Origin of the sequence: Alkalicoccobacillus gibsonii, from assembly GCF_016798245.1 — a bacterium.
In the GTDB taxonomy this organism is placed as follows: domain Bacteria; phylum Bacillota; class Bacilli; order Bacillales; family Bacillaceae_D; genus Alkalicoccobacillus; species Alkalicoccobacillus gibsonii.
Window position 1 is genome coordinate 917,466 of record NZ_JAEUZA010000002.1, and the last position, 16,343, is coordinate 933,808.

A 16,343-nucleotide genomic window follows, 5' to 3' on the forward strand; every position below is an offset into this window, starting at 1 on the left:
TTTATGAATCATGTGGTGGATGATGTCCAGGATACTTCCTTGGCGTATGCTGGTGGGCATCTTTATTTACATAATTAAATGCGCTATAGGTACGTTGGTCTTCTCTCCAAGGCGTACTTTTACCTTCCACAGGTGTATCTTTTCCTATCGGAGACCCGTAAGGACCTTCAGGAGTGGCCTCGGCAGTCACGTAATTATGCATGGCTTCAACGTTTTTAAAGTCATGATATTCTGTATCTGTTTGCTTTTTCAATGGAAGCCCTCCCTTAAGCCATAGGGTATCCAAAATGCTTTATTTTATGATTGGTTGACTGCGCTTACAAGAAAGGATTGGGATATAGGATGTATTTTGTAGACCGTACAAAGATTGAAACGACTTTAACCTATATGGAGTCACTTTTTCCAACATTCGATTCGCTAAAGGAACGTGATTCAATTATAGAGGATTTAGCTTTAGAGCGTGTTTGCTACCTCATGATTGAAGCAATTATTGACGTAGGAAATAGTATGATTGATGGGTTTATTATGCGCGACCCAGGAAGCTATGCAGATATTGTAGATATCTTAGTCGATGAACGAGTCATTGAGCATACGCAAGGAGAATCCTTAAAGGAGATCCTTCAAGTCAGAAAAGAGATCATTCAAACTTCGGGAACGATTAATCATAACGGTCTTTATCAACTTCTCCATGCGCAAAGTGGTTCGCTAAAAGCATTTCCGGAGAATGTTCGCAGCTATTTGGAAAATGAGTTAGGACCAGTGTCTGCTTTTTTACCTAAAGAGTAGGCAAGTCCTGTTCGTTTACAAAAAGAATGCCCATCGCTTACAATAAACGTAAGGTGGTGGACAGAATGAGAGACCAATCAATGTCAACTCGTTCAGTTGTGTTAACCCTATTAAAACGAAAGCATGAGCTGACAACAGCTGAGCTCTCTGAAATGCTTAAAATAACGGAGATGGCCGTAAGACGTCATTTGCGAGGGTTAGAAGTTGAGCAATTAATTACCTCCCGATTGGTTCGTCAAACCATGGGACGGCCCGTTCATAAATACTATTTAACTGAAAAAGGAAACGAGAATTTCCCACGAAATTATAGCCAGCTGTCACTCGGTTTCTTAGATGATCTGCGGGATTTATATGGTGCAAATGCTGTGAATCAGTTATTTGAGAAGCGACACAATCGTTTACATGAATCATATGAACCAAGTGTAACAGGGACGTTAAAAGAACGAATTCGAGCATTAGCTGATATTCAAAATGAACAGGGATATATGGTTCAGTGGACGGAGAACGAGGATGGTTCTTACGAATTTATTGAATATAATTGTCCGATTGCACATGTGGCTAAAGCGTATCCTATTGCCTGTACATGTGAAAAGAAGTTGTTCAAGGAATTACTCTACACTGAAAATGTAGAACGTACAGCGTGTATGGCTGAAAACGGAGATGCACACTGTGTTTATAAAATTAATAAGCAATCAACACTAAAGTAAGCCGTCCACTGGACGGTTTTTCTCATGAAAGGAATGTAACCATGACATACAAAGGATACTTGATTGATTTAGATGGGACGATGTATCGAGGCGGAGAGGTAATACCTGAAGCGATAGAGTTTGTGAACGAACTGAAACGCAGAGAGCTTCCTTACTTATTTGTTACAAATAATTCAACAAAGACCCCGGAAATAGCAGCTGCTCACTTGCGTAAATTATCTATTCCCGCTACACCGGAACATGTTTATACCTCTGCTATGGCAACGGCTTCGTACATCCGAAACCAAAAATCAGAGGCTCGTATTTATGTAATTGGGGAAGCGGGGATAAGAGAAGCATGCCGTCATGCCGGGCTTGTTGAAGCAACAGAGAATGTTGATTTTGTGGTCGTTGGGTTAGACAGAAAATTAACCTATCAGAAAATCAAACAAGCTTCTCTTCTTATCCAGCAAGGTGCTACATTTATTGCAACAAATCAAGATCATGCGTTGCCCACCGAAGAAGGGCTTGTCCCCGGAAACGGATCAATCGTTGCTGCCATTGCATCAGCTTCAGGGATAAAGCCCATGTTTGTTGGAAAGCCAGAAGCACTGATCATGACCCAGGCTCTTCGCAAATTAGGGTTAGGCGCGAGTGAAACGATTATGGTTGGCGATAACTATCGAACAGACATAATGGCCGGACTAAACGCTGGAATAGATACAATGCTTGTACTCTCAGGTGTCACAACAGAAGCTGATTTGCCTCAATTGCCAGTAAAACCAACAGTTACACTTCAAGCTCTTTCACAGTGGACGTTTGATCAGTAAGATCGGCTTCCATTCGATGTGCCAAACGGCTGGATGCAGCTGCTGCAATGGCTCCTACAATATCATCCAGGAAGGTGTGACAAACACCTTCTTTTTTCTCGTTTAACTTCTTTAAAATGCCGGGCTTTAGTTTGTCAACATATCCGTAGTTTGTAAAGCCAATGGAGCCGTACACATTAACAATGGAAAGTGCGATGACTTCATCAATTCCGTATAGACCTTCATCACGCTCTAGAATGCCTTGCAAAGGAGCCTCGAGCATGTTTTTCTCTGTTAAAATGTCCAACTGAATGCCTGTAATGATTGCATTTTGTACCTCTCGCTTAGAGAGGACTCGTTCCACATTTTCCTTGCACAACTCCATTGAGAGGTTCGGATGATATGCTTTTTGTAAAAAGTGAACTAGCTCAGCCATATCATCAATAGTAACGCCTCTAAATATAAGCCATTCTCTTGCTTTATCTGATAGCTCTTTTTGTGAGCAAACGTTTCTCATAAATGCCTCTCCTTATGAATGGATCATTGGATGCCATAGTGTTTGATTCCTGCACACATTTTATACAACTGGGTCATAGACTATCTATAATGAAAAATCTCAGGAGGAGGGAAACAATGTTTGAACGGAACATTTATGATAGTTATCGGTTATATAGTGAAAAGCGGTTTAAGCTAGACGGGTATGAATGTTTTGAAGCTGGAGGCGTTCCATATATATTGTTCCCAAAGGATGAGAGTGCTTCAAATGAAGCAGATATGCTTACATTTATCTCTTTTCTTAGAGAGGCAGGAGATGTTTCCGTACCGGAATTGATTCAAACTGCTCAAGGAACAAATACGAGCTTGATTGAAGGGTCAGAAATGTATCTTTGTCAATTACCATTGCCAAATCAAACACGTGCCCAACCTATGCCAATTGACGAAAGAGGTATAGGGGAACTCTTGGCATCATGGCACCATTTTGGAAGACAGATTCAGCCCAGAGTGAGACAGCAGGAATTGTTTGGACAGTGGGGGCCAATATGGACAACAAGACTTGAACAACTTGAGAACTGGTATGAAGAACTGTACATGCAAGGACCAAGAACCGCTGTAGATGAAACATTTTTAACAACCTATCCATACTTCATGGGTCTATCAGAAAATGCTATTCAATACGTGACGGATACCACATTGGACGGTGCTGGAAGTGAATCGATAGAAGGAACCCTTTGCCACCGGAGATTTTCTGAGCGTGCGTGGATTCAACTATCAGGAAACGGATCCATGATTAAACCTCCAACAGCGTTTGTATTTGATCATCCTGCAAGAGATCTAGCTGAATGGCTAAGGGGCCGACGAAGTCAGCTGTCGCGCTCGACTCAGTGGTCACAAGCAACAGACTTTTTAGAGGGATATCAAAGGTACCAGCCACTTTCTTCTACAAGCTGGCGACTTATGTTTGCCCGGTTGTTATATCCTGTTCATTATTTTGAACTTGTAGAGGACTATTACCGTTGTCAAATACCAATCGATCAACAAAAGCTTGGTCAAACCTTTTTACAGCTAGTTGAACAGGAAAAAGAGAATGAGATTTTTCTGCATCGATTTGCAGATGTACGTCCGATGCCCAATACGCCAACTGGTTTTCCGAGAGTTGACTGGTTGTAAAGATTCAAAACCGCTTCCATTACGTTAGGAACGGTTTTTATTTTTTTTTGAAGGATTTTAATCTCTTGTAAACTTTCAGAAGGTTCTTGTTTTAAGCGACAATCAGGTCTATAATGTCCTTTATAGATAAACATTTGTATTTTTAAGGAGACAGTTGGGAGTGGGAGATGTGGCAGAGTCAGTAAAAGTAGGACTTCTTGGTCTAGGAACAGTAGGAACAGGGGTGGCGTCCATTATTACTCGCCACCAAAAGGAATTACAGCATCAAGTAGGCTGTCCTGTAGAGATAAAAAAGGTTCTAGTACGAGACAAACAAAAATTACGTGAGAGTTTAATTCAAGACGCGCTGTTAACAGAAGATCCTTACGAAGTGATCCAAGATCAAGAGATTGATATTATCGTTGAAGTGATTGGAGGAGTCGAGCAAACAAAGGATTGGTTATTGGCTGCTCTTAATCAAAAAAAACATGTAGTCACTGCTAATAAGGATTTAATGGCTATTCATGGTGCGCAGCTACTAAAGTCAGCGGTTGAAAATCAGTGTGACTTATATTATGAAGCCAGTGTAGCTGGTGGAATTCCAATTTTACGTAGTTTATCAGATGGATTGTCTGCTGACCGAATTAAAAAAATAATGGGAATCGTAAATGGAACAACAAACTATATATTAACGAAAATGAGTACAGAAGGTAGTTCTTATGAAGAAGTTCTAAAACAAGCGCAGGATCTAGGATTTGCAGAGAGTGATCCAACATCAGATGTTGAAGGTCTAGATGCAGCTCGTAAAATGGCCATCCTCGCTACGCTTGGTTTTTCTGCCCCAATCAGTTTAACGGATGTGTCCGTTGAGGGAATTAGCAGTATCTCTGATGCTGACCTTCACTATGCAGAACGCCTTGGCTATACAATGAAATTGATTGGGATTGCTGACCGCACGGACGGGAAAATTGATGTCAGCGTCCGTCCAACGCTTTTACCAAATGAACATCCGCTTTCATCTGTACACAATGAGTACAACGCCGTTTATATTCATGGTGAAGCGGTAGGAGAAACGATGTTTTATGGACCAGGTGCCGGCTCCTTGCCAACTGCAACAGCCGTTGTCTCCGATCTTGTGACCGTAATGAAAAACATGAGACTTGGCGTGAACGGAAAGAGTGTTCTCGCTCCAATGAATGAAAAGACATTAAAAGAAGCGCAGGAGATCTCTTCCCAGTACTTTATCCGATTAAGGGTATTGGATCAGACGGGGACATTTTCAGCGATTACTGCATTATTTGCTGAATTTGACGTCAGCTTTGAAAAGCTTTTACAGCTACCAGTTGAAGGCGAAGAACTTGCTGAAATTATTGTCGTTACACATAAAACGAGTAAACAGACATTTGATGGGTTAATTGAACGGCTGAAAAACGTAGAAGTTGTTGAATCAGTTGAAAGCAGCTATTGCGTTGAAGGGGGAAATTAAAAGATGAGTAAATGGAATGGTCTTATTAAAGAATACGCAGAATTTTTACCGGTATCGGAGGAAACGCCTGCCCTTTCTTTGTCAGAGGGGAATACACCGCTTGTCCCATTAGAACGATTGTCCAAAGAGTGGGGAGTCGACATTCACGTAAAATACGAGGGTGCCAATCCAACTGGGTCGTTTAAGGACAGAGGAATGGTTATGGCCGTAGCTAAAGCTAAGGAAGAGGGTAGTAAAGCCATTATTTGTGCGTCTACCGGTAATACATCAGCAGCTGCTGCAGCATATGGCGCGCGCGCGGGACTTCGTTGCATCGTTGTTATCCCCGAGGGCAAAATTGCACTGGGCAAGCTTGCTCAAGCTGTAATGTATGGTGCTGAAGTTCTTGAAATTCAAGGGAACTTTGACCACGCACTTGATATCGTTCGTTCAATCAGTGAGGTTGAGCCAATCACGCTTGTTAACTCAGTGAACCCTTATCGAATTGAAGGTCAAAAAACAGCAGCCTTTGAAGTATGTGATGCACTCGGACAAGCGCCGGATGTGTTATGTATTCCAGTTGGGAATGCGGGGAATATCACAGCATACTGGAAAGGCTTTAAAGAATACCACGAAGCAAAAGGCACAGGACTTCCAGAGATGAGAGGCTTTGAAGCAGAAGGAGCAGCAGCCATTGTCCGTAATGAAGTGATCGAAGACCCTGAAACCATTGCTACAGCTATTCGAATTGGAAACCCAGCAAGCTGGGATAAAGCCGTAAATGCAGTAGAGGAATCGAATGGGAAAATTGATTTCGTGACAGACGAAGAAATCATTGAAGCCTACCAAACGCTTGCAACGAAAGAAGGCGTTTTTTGTGAACCAGCCTCAGCCGCTTCACTAGCAGGTCTGAAAAAACAAATCGATTCCGGCGAAATTAAGCAAGGATCTAAAGTTGTTTGCGTATTAACAGGAAACGGTCTAAAAGACCCTGCAACTGCAATCGACAGTGTGAAAGTGAAGCCAACCCTTCTTCCAAATGAAAAGGATGCATTCCTTGCTCATTTAAAACAAGGTGTGACTCAATAATGAAAACACAATCGTTTCAAATTAAGGTCCCAGGCAGTACAGCGAACCTGGGACCGGGCTTTGATTCCATTGGGCTTGCTGTTAGTCGTTACCTTGAACTTGAGGTCACACGTGCCGCCGATTGGTTTTTTTCTTCAGAATCAAAGGATTTAAAGGGAATTCCAGCTGGTGTTGATAATTTAGTGTGTAAAGTAGCAAAACAGACAGCTGAACAACTAAACGTTAATCTTCCGCCTTGCCATGTGAAAATGACTAGTAACATCCCGCTTGCACGAGGACTAGGTAGTAGTGCTGCGGCAATTGTAGCAGGAATTGAGCTCGCTTGTTATTTCTCAAACGAAGAGGTTACAGCAGAGCAAAAAACTCGTATCGCTAGTGTTTGGGAGGGTCATCCAGATAACGTAGCAGCCTCAGTGTATGGGGGATTGGTGATTGGAACCCATCATCAGGATTGGACTCGAGTGGTTCAAGCTGGAATACCAAAGATTGACTTGGTTTTTCTCATCCCAACCGAAGAAGTACTGACAAAAACGGCACGCGGCGTACTTCCAGAGAAACTCAACTTTTCAGAAGCAGTTCAAGCGGGTAGCGTAGGAAATGTACTCACAGCCGCAGCATTAACACGGGACTGGGAGCTCGTTGGAGAGATGATGGCTCAAGATCTGTACCATCAACCCTATCGTAAACAACTCATTCCGCTTATGGAAAAGGTGATTTCGTTTGCCGAAGCAGAAGAGGATATCTACGGAGCTGCATTAAGTGGAGCAGGACCAACCATTCTCTGTATCACAAAAGAAGGTATGGGTGCTCAGGTAGCTCACACATTAACACAAGCATTTAAAGGCATTGAAGTGGATGTATTAAAGCCAGCTGAACATGGAGTTAAACTAATTACAAAAAACTAGACATAAAAGGCATAAATGACAGAAACATCACATAAACTACGGCTGAACGAAAATAGGCTGGAGGTGGATGAGATGTTAAACATTAATAACCTTTATGAAGGTCAATCTGTCTATATTATTTATAGAAACCCTCACACACCAACCGTTGCAACCATTCAGGAGGCAACGATTGCAAGAGATCCAATGGATCCATCTATCTTATCATTGCTTCTGTATGATTATTATCACTCCATTGAAGAAGATGATGCCATCTTTGAAAGTTACGAAGCAGCTGAGCAAATGTTTGATCAATTTATGATGTAAAAAAACGCCTGGTCCGAGGACCAGGCGTTTCATCTTTATTAAAATACTTGCTCTAGCTCTTTTACTCCAGGTACTTCCTCAAGAAGCGCGCGTTCAATACCCGCCTTAAGTGTAATCGTTGAACTTGGGCAAGAACCGCAAGCGCCTAGTAGACGAACACGAACAATCCCGTCTTCAATACCTACTAACTCAACATCTCCACCGTCACGAAGTAAAAAAGGACGAAGCTTCTCCAATACTTCTTGTACTTCTTCTAACATATCAGTACTTGTTTCCATGGGTCAACACTCCTTTCTGACCCTATTATAATCGTCATAGCAGAAAAAATCCATGATCTTGACGTTTTTTTCGAGAAAAGTTCTCAATCTCCACGAGAGCGAGATTCTTTTATTGAATCTTTTCACATTATTCGGTACGCTTCATAGGAGAGGAAGTGAGAACGATCGGATTACAACTGACTATATATGGAGCAGAACAAAAGTGCGCAAGCTGCGTACACCTGCCAAGCGCAATTGAAACAAAAGAATGGCTAGAAGCCGCACTCAACCGCAAATTTCCGAACGCAGACCTAGCCGTTCTCTATGTAGATATCGAACAAACTACTGATAACGAAGAACACAAATCCTTTTCAGAAGCGATCTTAAACGACGAGTACTTTTACCCACTCGTTGTGTTAAACGGTGAAGTGATCGCAGAAGGAAACCCCAACTTAAAAACCGTCTCAGCCAAAGTTGAAGCCGCGATGTAAATCGTGGTTTTTTTATGGGGAGAAGGGAAGATCAAGACTTTTTTGGAGCATGGCAGGGAGATTTAACACCACCTAAGCAAGAAACATGGCGTTAGCAAGAACTATGCGGAGAGGAGCAAGACCTCTTAAAGATTTATTAAGAAGGTAAGGACGTTACCAAGCGAAATGCAAAAAGTAGTAAGAGCAGAGGGAGTGCTACCAAGAATCACCCCCTGATAGCAAGAAAACGCTGCTCCTCACCAAGAAGCGAGCTCCAATAGCAAGAAGCCTGAGGAGAATACCAAGACCTTTCTGGAGCATAGCAAGAAGATCCAACACCTAAGCAAGAAGTACGAAGTTACCAAGAAGTATGCGAATGTTACCAAGGAACTTTTAATCATTAGCAAGGATTCCGCCGCAATCACAAAGCCCCCCTCCTCACCACACAAAAAAAGAGCAGCAGACAGTGTCTACTACTCATCTCAACGATCAACCGGAGTGATACTTGTACATCCAAAGCACGCCACTTTTGAGTACGCGCGGCACTCGTCCGAGCAATGTGCGTTCGCCCATTAACCCAAATCCGTGCTTTTTGCCAAGGGAGCCAAGTACTCCTTTTAACTTTATTTTAGGTAGCTCTGCTGGAAGTGCTTCGTTGTTCCATTGAGCTTTTAGGATTTGTACAATTTGTTCGGCCTGCCCCTCTGCGAGTTGAGCACTTGGAGCATGAGGCAGGCTCGCACAGTCACCTACTACAAAAACGTCTTCGTTTCCAGGGAGAAAGTGCTGTGGTGTTAATTCAACGCGTCCAGAAGAGTCTTTAGCGATGTCTAAATCGCGTACGACTTTAACAGGCTGAATCCCAGCTGTCCAGATAACGGCGTCTACATCGACTCTTTCATCATGATTATAGATGGCGTTTGGTTCTACTTTTGTAATATTCGATTTGTTTACGATTTCTACACCATGATCCTCGAACCAGCCTTGTACGTAAGTACTTAGCTTTTTAGGGAAGGAGGATAAGATCATTTCGCCTCGGTCAAAGAGTTTAATCGTAAGGTCTGGACGACTTTCGCGAAGCTCACTTGCTAGCTCGACGCCACTCAATCCACCTCCGACAATGGATACAACTCCTTCAGGGCGGACGTTGTTTAAGGCTTCGTATGTTTTGCGAGTGGCTTCCATCGTTTGAATGCTATAGGCGTTCTCTTTAGCACCAGGGACACCATGGTACTTGTCCTCGCAGCCAAGACCAATAATCAACTTATCAAATGGGACAGATTCGCCGCTGTCGAGAACAATGGCTTTATCCTCAAGTTCGATGGATTCGATGTTAGCATATTTTACTTTTAAGCGAGAGTCTTCTGGAAAGGCTACACGCAGGTGATGGTCCGCAGCCGTTCCTGCTGCAAGAGCATAATATTCTGTTTTTAAGCAGTGGTATGGCAAGCGGTCAATCAATGTAATTTCCACTTTGTCAGGCAAGTCATTGGGTAGGAGACGTTGCATTACACGCATGCCACCGTACCCAGCTCCAAGAATCACTAGTTTTTCCATATGAGGTTTACTCCTTTTCACCATAACGGCAGACAAGCTTGCTTCGACCAATGCCATTACGCGAGTTAATAATCGGATCCGTGTGGGTTCTTTCGCGTACAATTGAATTCCATAGGATACATGAGAATGGATGATATGTGCCCAAAGATCAATGTCCGTTCCAGGCGTCAGCTCTTGTTTGTTTAGTGCTTCTTGTAGTAATTCTCGCCAGTGAGATAAGAGCAAATGCTCACTATCAACGACGAACTTCCACATTTGAATCGTTAGTGTAGGATGTTGATCATATTCATCAAGAATAAAATATAAATACGAATGAATGCGGTTAGACAACTGTAACTGATTTCTAGGGTATTGTTGGATATGCTTCATTACACTTGTTAATCGTTCTTTTGCAAGGGAGTGCATGATGGAATCTTTTGTCGGAAAGTAGTTAAAAAAGGTTCCTTTTGCTACATGGGCGGCTGATGTAATCTCCTGAACGGTTGTACGATCAAACCCTTTCTCTCTAAAAAGAGCAATTGCAGCGTTTTCAATTTTTTCTTTGGTTTCTACCTTTTTAACTTGTTTCACTTCATTCTCTCCTTAAATGACCCCGGTCATTTTTAAATTATACAGACGATTTTATGAGAAAACAAGGTTGATTTCGACATTAGTTTCTAGTCGTTGACTTCTTTTTTCCTAGGAGGTAGTCTATAGGTAGAAATTTGAGGTGAAAGACATGAGACCAATTATAGAGTTCTGTTTCAGCAATTTAGCAAGTGTCTCACAAAGTGCGATGGAACAGCTTGAAAAAGATCCGAATCTCGATATTGTTGATTACGGGTGCTTAAGTCATTGTGGAGCCTGTGCGATGGAACCATTTGCCCTTGTAAATGGTGAGTACGTCTCTGGTGAAACAGCAGATGAGCTCGTTGCAAATATATATGTATTTCTTGAAGAGAACCCAATGTTTTAACTTTCGACTTCTAGTGAATACTAGGAGTTTTTTTACGAATAGACGGGGAGGTCACAGTATGCCAGTTATTCCGTTTTCTCATTCATGGCCCTATGAAAAGCAATACCAGGATATTTATTTGCACGAATGCCCTTTTTGTGGGGAGGATCAAGTACTCACACACATGAAAATGAAAGAATTGGAAGAAGCAAAAGAAGGAATTAAAAAGCAATTGAATCTACCATGCTGTCATGGGCGATTAGTTATTCTTGAAGCAGATGAAGATTATCTTTGGACAAACCAAGTACTTAGGGAGGACCGATCGTCATGAAATTTACAAAAATGCATGGGTTAGGTAACAGCTATATTTATATTGATTTATTCAAAGAAACCATCGCAGAGGAGTCAATGCCTAAGCTTGCAATTCAATTGGCTGACAAGAATAGAGGGATTGGATCTGATGGCATGATTTTGATTGGACCATCAGATGTGGCAAAGGTAAGCATGCGTGTATTTAATAATGATGGGTCCGAAGCGATGAACTGCGGAAATGGGTTACGCTGTGTTGCGAAGTTTGCATATGAGCATGGGTATGTTAATGAAACGGTATTTACAATTGAAACAAAAGGCGGACTGGTTGAGGCAACGGTCCATCCGGATGAGACCAATCAAGTGCCAACGGTTACAGTAAACATGGGAAAACCAAGACTGAGTCGATCGGAGATACCGATGATTGGAGCGGCTGTTGATCAAGTCATTAATGAAACGATTGATCTTGGAGAGGTAAGTGTAGATGTCACAGCAGTCTCCATGGGAAATCCCCATGCCGTTATTTTTACAGAGGACATTCACTCGATTCCATTAATGCAGGTAGGACCATCGCTTGAAAAGCATGAGCGTTTTCCTGAATGGGTAAACGTTGAGTATGTTCAAGTGTTAAAGGAAGATGAACTTCAATTCAGAGTGTGGGAACGTGGCACTGGCATTACGCAAGCATGTGGAACAGGAGCGTGCGCAGCAGTTGTGGCTTGTGTATTAAATGGTCATTCTCCTCGCAATCAAGAAGTGACTGTTCACTTACTCGGCGGCGATCTATTTATAACATGGTTAGATAATGGAGAGGTCTTGATGAACGGGGCGGCTGAAACCATTTTTGAAGGTGAATGGGTGATAAAATAAAAGAAGCGGTCAACATATAACATTAATGTGCGATTAAAGCACGAACATAGCACAATATCCGCTGCAGAAGAATCCTTCGCTTTCCACGGGAACGGCCTCAGCCCCTTCCGCGGAAAAAGCGCCGCTACAGTGTCTTCACCGCGTTCTGTTCCGTAGGAGTCTCAGGTTCTCCCTCCGCTTGTTCAAATAAAATTACAAATGGCGAATGATTCTGCAATAGAATCATTCGCCATTTTTTAATTAATTTTTAGTTGTGCCTCAGGCTTTTTTTATTAGTACGTCTTCACCACATTATAGAATGTATCTCGCTCAATCGGTGTTTTGTTCGCACTCTTGATTAAGTGAATTAATTCATCACGCGTAATACCTGATGAAGTTAGCGCTCCAACAGAGTGGGAGATGCGTTCTTCAATCAATGTTCCGTGAATATCACTTGATCCAAATGTTAGTGCCATTTGTGTTAATTGAACACCAATGTTAATCCAGTACGCTTTGATATGATCAAAGTTATCAAGCATCAGGCGACTGATCGCAAGTGTGCGCATGTCATCAAATGCAGATGTTCTGCGTTTTAAGCTTGCTTTCACACTACGAGGCTGCATGGCTAATGGAATGAATACCATAAACCCGTTTGTACGGTCCTGCAGCTGACGAACACGATCCATATGAATCAAACGTTCTTCTGTTGATTCAATCGAACCATATAACATCGTTGCATGTGTACGTAGTCCTAAAGAGTGTGCAATTTCATGAGCTTCAAGCCATTGGTCAGTAGAAGCTTTATCAGGACTCATCTTAGCGCGGTAGTTTTCAGTTAAAATCTCTGCTCCACCACCAGGGAGTGTATCAAGACCAGCTTTGATTAGCTCTTCTAGCACGCCCTTCATGCTAAGACCGGAAATGCGAGAAAAGAATTCAATTTCAGCTCCAGTGTAAGCCTTGATCGTTGCAGAAGGATAATGCTTTTTCAATGTGCGAATCGTATCAAGATAATACTCAAATCCTACCTCGACATTATGCCCACCCACAATATGAAACTCGCGGATGTTATCATTCCAACGCTCGCCAACATAGTTTAGAAGAGCTTCAGAATCCATTGTGTAAGCACCTTCCTGCCCAGGCTTACGCTTAAATCCGCAGAAGCTACATGAAGCTTCGCATACATTAGTTGGGTTAATGTACATGTTTTGAATAAAGTATACATTGTCCCCATTTTTCTTTAGATTTACTTGGTTCGCAAGCTGAGCGACTCCAAGTAGATCAGGTGTTTCATATAAATATAGACCATCTTCAATTGTTAAACGTTCTCCGTGCAAGACCTTCTCTTTGATACCTTCTAGCTTTGTATCAGTTAACAATATACTCATCCGATTCATCTCCTGCTCTCTAGTTGACAGCTATCGCCTGTCAGCTGGATTACAATCTATATACTAAACATGAAAATGTGTAATCTTAAACTATTATACTACCCACGTTCCATGATTTAAAGGTTTGTGCTTATTTGAGTCGAATTTAAGTAAAGGGAAGCCCATATTCAGTAATTAATTTTTATAATTAATTTGCACTAATAGGGATATTTTAGTAGAATAGGCGTAATTCGTTATCTTTTTAATGGCCTTATGAAAAGAGGGGATCATATTGTGTACGGTTTGTCAGAGTGATTCATTTGAAGAACGAATAGAACGTATGAGGCAAAAGATGCTTGAAGCAGCAGAAAAATTTGGTCTTAGTCATCCCGAGGTCCTCCGCTTTAGTCAAGAACTTGACAAGTTGCACACCTGTTATTTTACCAAGATGGCCAAGAAGAGTTCAGTTGGTTGAGATTGTGTATCTATCGTACTATAATAAATGTAGAGAAAACGATAGGAGGATGACCATGATTACATTAACAGATGCAGCGGTTGGGCATATTAAAGAAATGATGAAAGCCGAAGAAGACGATTCGTTAATGCTACGCGTAGGCGTAAAAGGTGGCGGATGCAGCGGTCTTTCCTATGGCATGGGTTTTGATAATGAACAGGCTCCTAAGGATCAAAAGTTTGAGATTAATGGATTGTCCGTTTTGGTTGATGAAGAAAGCGCACCGGTCATTAAAGGGTTAGTTATTGATTATAAACAAAACATGATGGGTGGAGGATTTACGATTGATAATCCAAATGCCATCGCCTCGTGTGGTTGCGGTACATCATTTAGAACAGCTACAAATGCTGGGACACCAGGGGATTGTTAACTCAAGTTTAAATAGATAAAGTCAGACCATTTAACAGTTTTTTGTTAAATGGTCTTTTTTGATGTTTGTTTTAAGGGTGATAGGGAAACGTAAGAAAGATACATATCTCAGTACTTATTAAATGTTGTCGCACCTAATTGTGACGAATTTGTGTGAACAATTGGTTGAATGAAGCGTTTTCAAGCGATTAAACTAAATGTAAGAATCGCATTTATTCATTTTTATATAGAAAAAGGAGGAACAATGATGGCAGAAAAGACCAGCATTCGTTCAAAGGTTCAAAAGTTCGGTAGTTTTCTTAGTAGCATGATCATGCCGAATATCGGTGCATTTATTGCATGGGGGATTATCACTGCTATCTTTGCAGGTGTAACAGCTTATTATGGTGAGGGAACGTCTCCAGCTGATGCTGTTTCGTTCTTAGAAGCTATGGTTAGTCCAATGATTACGTATCTTTTACCATTATTAATTGCCTTCACTGGTGGTAGAATGCTTCATGACTTTAGAGGTGGTGTGGTTGGAGCAACAGCAGCAATGGGGGTTATTGCCGCTACAGATGTTCCAATGTTCATCGGAGCGATGGTTATGGGGCCTTTAGGTGGTTATTTAATCAAAAAGGTTGACCAAGCGCTAGATGGTAAGGTAAAACAAGGATTCGAAATGCTTGTTAATAACTTTTCAGCTGGTATTCTAGCTGCAATTTTAGCTTGCTTTGGTTCTTTAGCTGTCGCGCCACTTGTGTCAGGATTAACTACAGTAATGGGGCTAGGTGCTGAAACAATTATTGGCTGGGGATTACTTCCTTTAGCTAGTATCTTTATAGAGCCTGCTAAGGTTATGTTCTTAAATAACGCCATTAACCATGGAATTCTTACTCCAATTTCCATTGATCAAGTCAGAGAAACAGGAAAGTCGATTTTTTATCTACTCGAAGCAAACCCGGGTCCTGGTTTTGGAGTGTTATTAGCATTTATGATCTTTGGTAAGGGTGCTTCAAAAGCTTCGTCTTACGGTGCTGGTTTAATTCACTTTGTTGGTGGAATACACGAAATTTATTTCCCTTACGTCCTTATGAAACCACTTATGTTCCTTGCAGTTATCTTTGGAGGAATGACTGGAGTATTTGTCTTCAGTTCATTAGATGTAGGTCTTGTAAGTCCAGCATCACCAGGTAGTATTTTACCTATCATAGGCTTGGCATATCCAGGTGATCGTATTAACGTATTACTAGGTGTACTTGCAGCCACAGCCGTATCATTCGCCATTGCATCTTTAATCCTCAAACTCGATCGCAAAGGCGAAGACGACATTGCTGAAGCAACAGGTAAAATGGAAGCAATGAAGGGGAAAAAGAGCAAGGTTTCTTCTTCTTTAACAGCTTCTGAAGCAACAAAAACAAATACAAACTCATACGCTCATGTAAATAAAATTGTTTTTGCATGTGATGCAGGCATGGGATCAAGTGCGATGGGTGCTTCGATCATGCGTGACCGAGTGAAGAAAGCAAATCTTGATACTGAAGTAACAAATACGTCAATCTCAAACATACCGGATGATGCAGATCTAGTCATTACTCATAAAGATCTAACGGATCGTGCAAAGTCTAAAAAAGGTGATGCTATTCACGTCTCGGTTGATAATTTCATGAACAGCCCACGCTACAATGAAATCATTGAAGAGTTGAAGAATAGTCAAGCTGATACACCAGAAGCATCAGAAGGAAGCTCTGGTGGTCAAAAAGCGAAAGAAGACATTCAAAAAATCATCTTTGCGTGTGATGCAGGCATGGGATCAAGTGCAATGGGTGCTTCTATTCTTAAAAATAAAGTAAAGAAAGCGGATCTTGATGTGGCTGTTTCAAACACATCGATTTCTAACATCCCAGACGATGCAGATGTCGTTGTCACTCATAAAGATTTAACAGAACGAGCAAAATCAAAGCAACCAAATGCTGAGCATATCTCTGTTGAGAACTTTATGAATAGTCCTAAGTACGATGAATTGATTGATCGCTTAAAATAAAATT

20 protein-coding genes and 1 pseudogene are annotated in these 16,343 nt (G+C 41.6%); 15 read left to right on the forward strand and 6 right to left on the reverse strand.

Annotated features, from left to right (window positions below):
- Nucleotide 1: 1 nt before the first annotated feature.
- Nucleotides 2–253, reverse strand: coding sequence for a hypothetical protein (locus JNO66_RS11220; protein ID WP_373367169.1), 252 nt, complete (start codon nucleotides 251–253; stop codon nucleotides 2–4).
- Nucleotides 254–342: 89 nt separating this feature from the next.
- Here JNO66_RS11220 and JNO66_RS11225 point away from each other — a divergent pair, with 89 nt between their 5' ends.
- The 3 genes from JNO66_RS11225 (at nucleotide 343) to JNO66_RS11235 (ending at nucleotide 2,302) form a co-directional block, all read left to right on the forward strand.
- The gene (locus tag JNO66_RS11225; RefSeq protein ID WP_203088326.1) at nucleotides 343–786 is read left to right on the forward strand and encodes a DUF86 domain-containing protein; all 444 of its coding nucleotides are present in this window, start codon (nucleotides 343–345) and stop codon (nucleotides 784–786) included.
- A gap of 65 nt (nucleotides 787–851) precedes the next feature.
- On the forward strand, nucleotides 852–1,493 hold the full coding sequence (locus JNO66_RS11230) for a helix-turn-helix transcriptional regulator (protein ID WP_203088327.1): 642 nt from the start codon (nucleotides 852–854) through the stop codon (nucleotides 1,491–1,493).
- A gap of 41 nt (nucleotides 1,494–1,534) precedes the next feature.
- Nucleotides 1,535–2,302, forward strand: coding sequence for a TIGR01457 family HAD-type hydrolase (locus JNO66_RS11235; RefSeq protein ID WP_203088328.1), 768 nt, complete (start codon nucleotides 1,535–1,537; stop codon nucleotides 2,300–2,302).
- Here JNO66_RS11235 and JNO66_RS11240 read toward each other — a convergent pair.
- Entirely contained in the window at nucleotides 2,262–2,798 is a 537-nt protein-coding gene (locus JNO66_RS11240; RefSeq protein ID WP_203088329.1) for a phosphatidylglycerophosphatase A family protein, read from the reverse strand. The genes JNO66_RS11235 and JNO66_RS11240 overlap by 41 nt on opposite strands.
- 116 nt (nucleotides 2,799–2,914) lie before the next feature.
- Here JNO66_RS11240 and yutH point away from each other — a divergent pair, with 116 nt between their 5' ends.
- From yutH to JNO66_RS11265, 5 genes are all read left to right on the forward strand, one after another.
- Entirely contained in the window at nucleotides 2,915–3,949 is a 1,035-nt protein-coding gene (gene yutH, locus JNO66_RS11245) for a spore coat putative kinase YutH (RefSeq protein WP_203088330.1), read from the forward strand.
- A 169-nt stretch (nucleotides 3,950–4,118) separates the two neighbouring features.
- Nucleotides 4,119–5,414, forward strand: a complete 1,296-nt coding sequence (locus tag JNO66_RS11250) for a homoserine dehydrogenase (RefSeq protein WP_203088331.1) — start codon at nucleotides 4,119–4,121, stop codon at nucleotides 5,412–5,414.
- A gap of 3 nt (nucleotides 5,415–5,417) precedes the next feature.
- Complete coding sequence (gene thrC, locus JNO66_RS11255) at nucleotides 5,418–6,482, forward strand: threonine synthase (protein ID WP_203088332.1); 1,065 nt, start codon at nucleotides 5,418–5,420, stop codon at nucleotides 6,480–6,482.
- Complete coding sequence (thrB, locus tag JNO66_RS11260) at nucleotides 6,482–7,387, forward strand: homoserine kinase (RefSeq protein ID WP_203088333.1); 906 nt, start codon at nucleotides 6,482–6,484, stop codon at nucleotides 7,385–7,387. The genes thrC and thrB overlap by 1 nt, the downstream gene beginning before the upstream one ends.
- Nucleotides 7,388–7,459: 72 nt before the next feature.
- The gene (locus JNO66_RS11265; RefSeq protein ID WP_203088334.1) at nucleotides 7,460–7,690 is read left to right on the forward strand and encodes a transcriptional regulator SplA domain-containing protein; all 231 of its coding nucleotides are present in this window, start codon (nucleotides 7,460–7,462) and stop codon (nucleotides 7,688–7,690) included.
- 38 nt (nucleotides 7,691–7,728) lie between these two features.
- Here the strand turns inward: JNO66_RS11265 and JNO66_RS11270 are convergent, their stop codons facing one another.
- Nucleotides 7,729–7,968 carry a NifU family protein gene (locus tag JNO66_RS11270; protein ID WP_203088335.1) on the reverse strand — a complete coding sequence of 80 codons (240 nt, stop codon included), beginning with the start codon at nucleotides 7,966–7,968 and terminating at the stop codon, nucleotides 7,729–7,731.
- Between the two features lie 155 nt (nucleotides 7,969–8,123).
- On the opposite strand from JNO66_RS11270, the gene JNO66_RS11275 reads away from it, so the two are divergent.
- Nucleotides 8,124–8,438, forward strand: a complete 315-nt coding sequence (locus tag JNO66_RS11275; RefSeq protein WP_273753247.1) for a YuzD family protein — start codon at nucleotides 8,124–8,126, stop codon at nucleotides 8,436–8,438.
- 468 nt (nucleotides 8,439–8,906) lie between these two features.
- On the opposite strand, the gene JNO66_RS20595 is transcribed toward JNO66_RS11275, so the two are convergent.
- Both JNO66_RS20595 and JNO66_RS20785 read right to left on the reverse strand, forming a co-directional pair.
- Nucleotides 8,907–9,974, reverse strand: a complete 1,068-nt coding sequence (locus JNO66_RS20595; RefSeq protein WP_276511913.1) for an NAD(P)/FAD-dependent oxidoreductase — start codon at nucleotides 9,972–9,974, stop codon at nucleotides 8,907–8,909.
- Nucleotides 9,975–10,385: 411 nt separating this feature from the next.
- Nucleotides 10,386–10,544 (reverse strand): annotated as a pseudogene (locus tag JNO66_RS20785) (TetR/AcrR family transcriptional regulator); the annotation flags it as partial.
- A gap of 148 nt (nucleotides 10,545–10,692) precedes the next feature.
- Here JNO66_RS20785 and JNO66_RS11285 point away from each other — a divergent pair.
- From JNO66_RS11285 to dapF, 3 genes are read left to right on the forward strand one after another with little or no spacing between them, the layout of a single operon-like run.
- Nucleotides 10,693–10,929: a YuzB family protein gene (locus JNO66_RS11285; RefSeq protein ID WP_203088337.1), complete on the forward strand. Its 237-nt coding sequence runs from the start codon at nucleotides 10,693–10,695 to the stop codon at nucleotides 10,927–10,929.
- Nucleotides 10,930–10,987: 58 nt separating this feature from the next.
- Nucleotides 10,988–11,239: a hypothetical protein gene (locus JNO66_RS11290; protein WP_203088338.1), complete on the forward strand. Its 252-nt coding sequence runs from the start codon at nucleotides 10,988–10,990 to the stop codon at nucleotides 11,237–11,239.
- Nucleotides 11,236–12,087, forward strand: coding sequence for a diaminopimelate epimerase (dapF, locus tag JNO66_RS11295; RefSeq protein WP_203088339.1), 852 nt, complete (start codon nucleotides 11,236–11,238; stop codon nucleotides 12,085–12,087). The genes JNO66_RS11290 and dapF overlap by 4 nt, the downstream gene beginning before the upstream one ends.
- 272 nt (nucleotides 12,088–12,359) lie before the next feature.
- Here dapF and mqnE read toward each other — a convergent pair whose 3' ends face one another.
- Nucleotides 12,360–13,454 (reverse strand): aminofutalosine synthase MqnE, encoded by a 1,095-nt coding sequence (mqnE, locus tag JNO66_RS11300; protein WP_203088340.1) that lies wholly within the window; start codon nucleotides 13,452–13,454, stop codon nucleotides 12,360–12,362.
- Nucleotides 13,455–13,725: 271 nt separating this feature from the next.
- On the opposite strand from mqnE, the gene JNO66_RS11305 reads away from it, so the two are divergent.
- From JNO66_RS11305 to JNO66_RS11315, 3 genes are all read left to right on the forward strand, one after another.
- Entirely contained in the window at nucleotides 13,726–13,908 is a 183-nt protein-coding gene (locus tag JNO66_RS11305; protein ID WP_273753248.1) for an aspartyl-phosphate phosphatase Spo0E family protein, read from the forward strand.
- Nucleotides 13,909–13,963: 55 nt separating this feature from the next.
- Nucleotides 13,964–14,317 carry a HesB/IscA family protein gene (locus JNO66_RS11310; protein ID WP_203088341.1) on the forward strand — a complete coding sequence of 118 codons (354 nt, stop codon included), beginning with the start codon at nucleotides 13,964–13,966 and terminating at the stop codon, nucleotides 14,315–14,317.
- Between the two features lie 246 nt (nucleotides 14,318–14,563).
- On the forward strand, nucleotides 14,564–16,339 hold the full coding sequence (locus tag JNO66_RS11315; protein ID WP_203088342.1) for a PTS mannitol-specific transporter subunit IIBC: 1,776 nt from the start codon (nucleotides 14,564–14,566) through the stop codon (nucleotides 16,337–16,339).
- Nucleotides 16,340–16,343 lie beyond the last annotated feature (4 nt).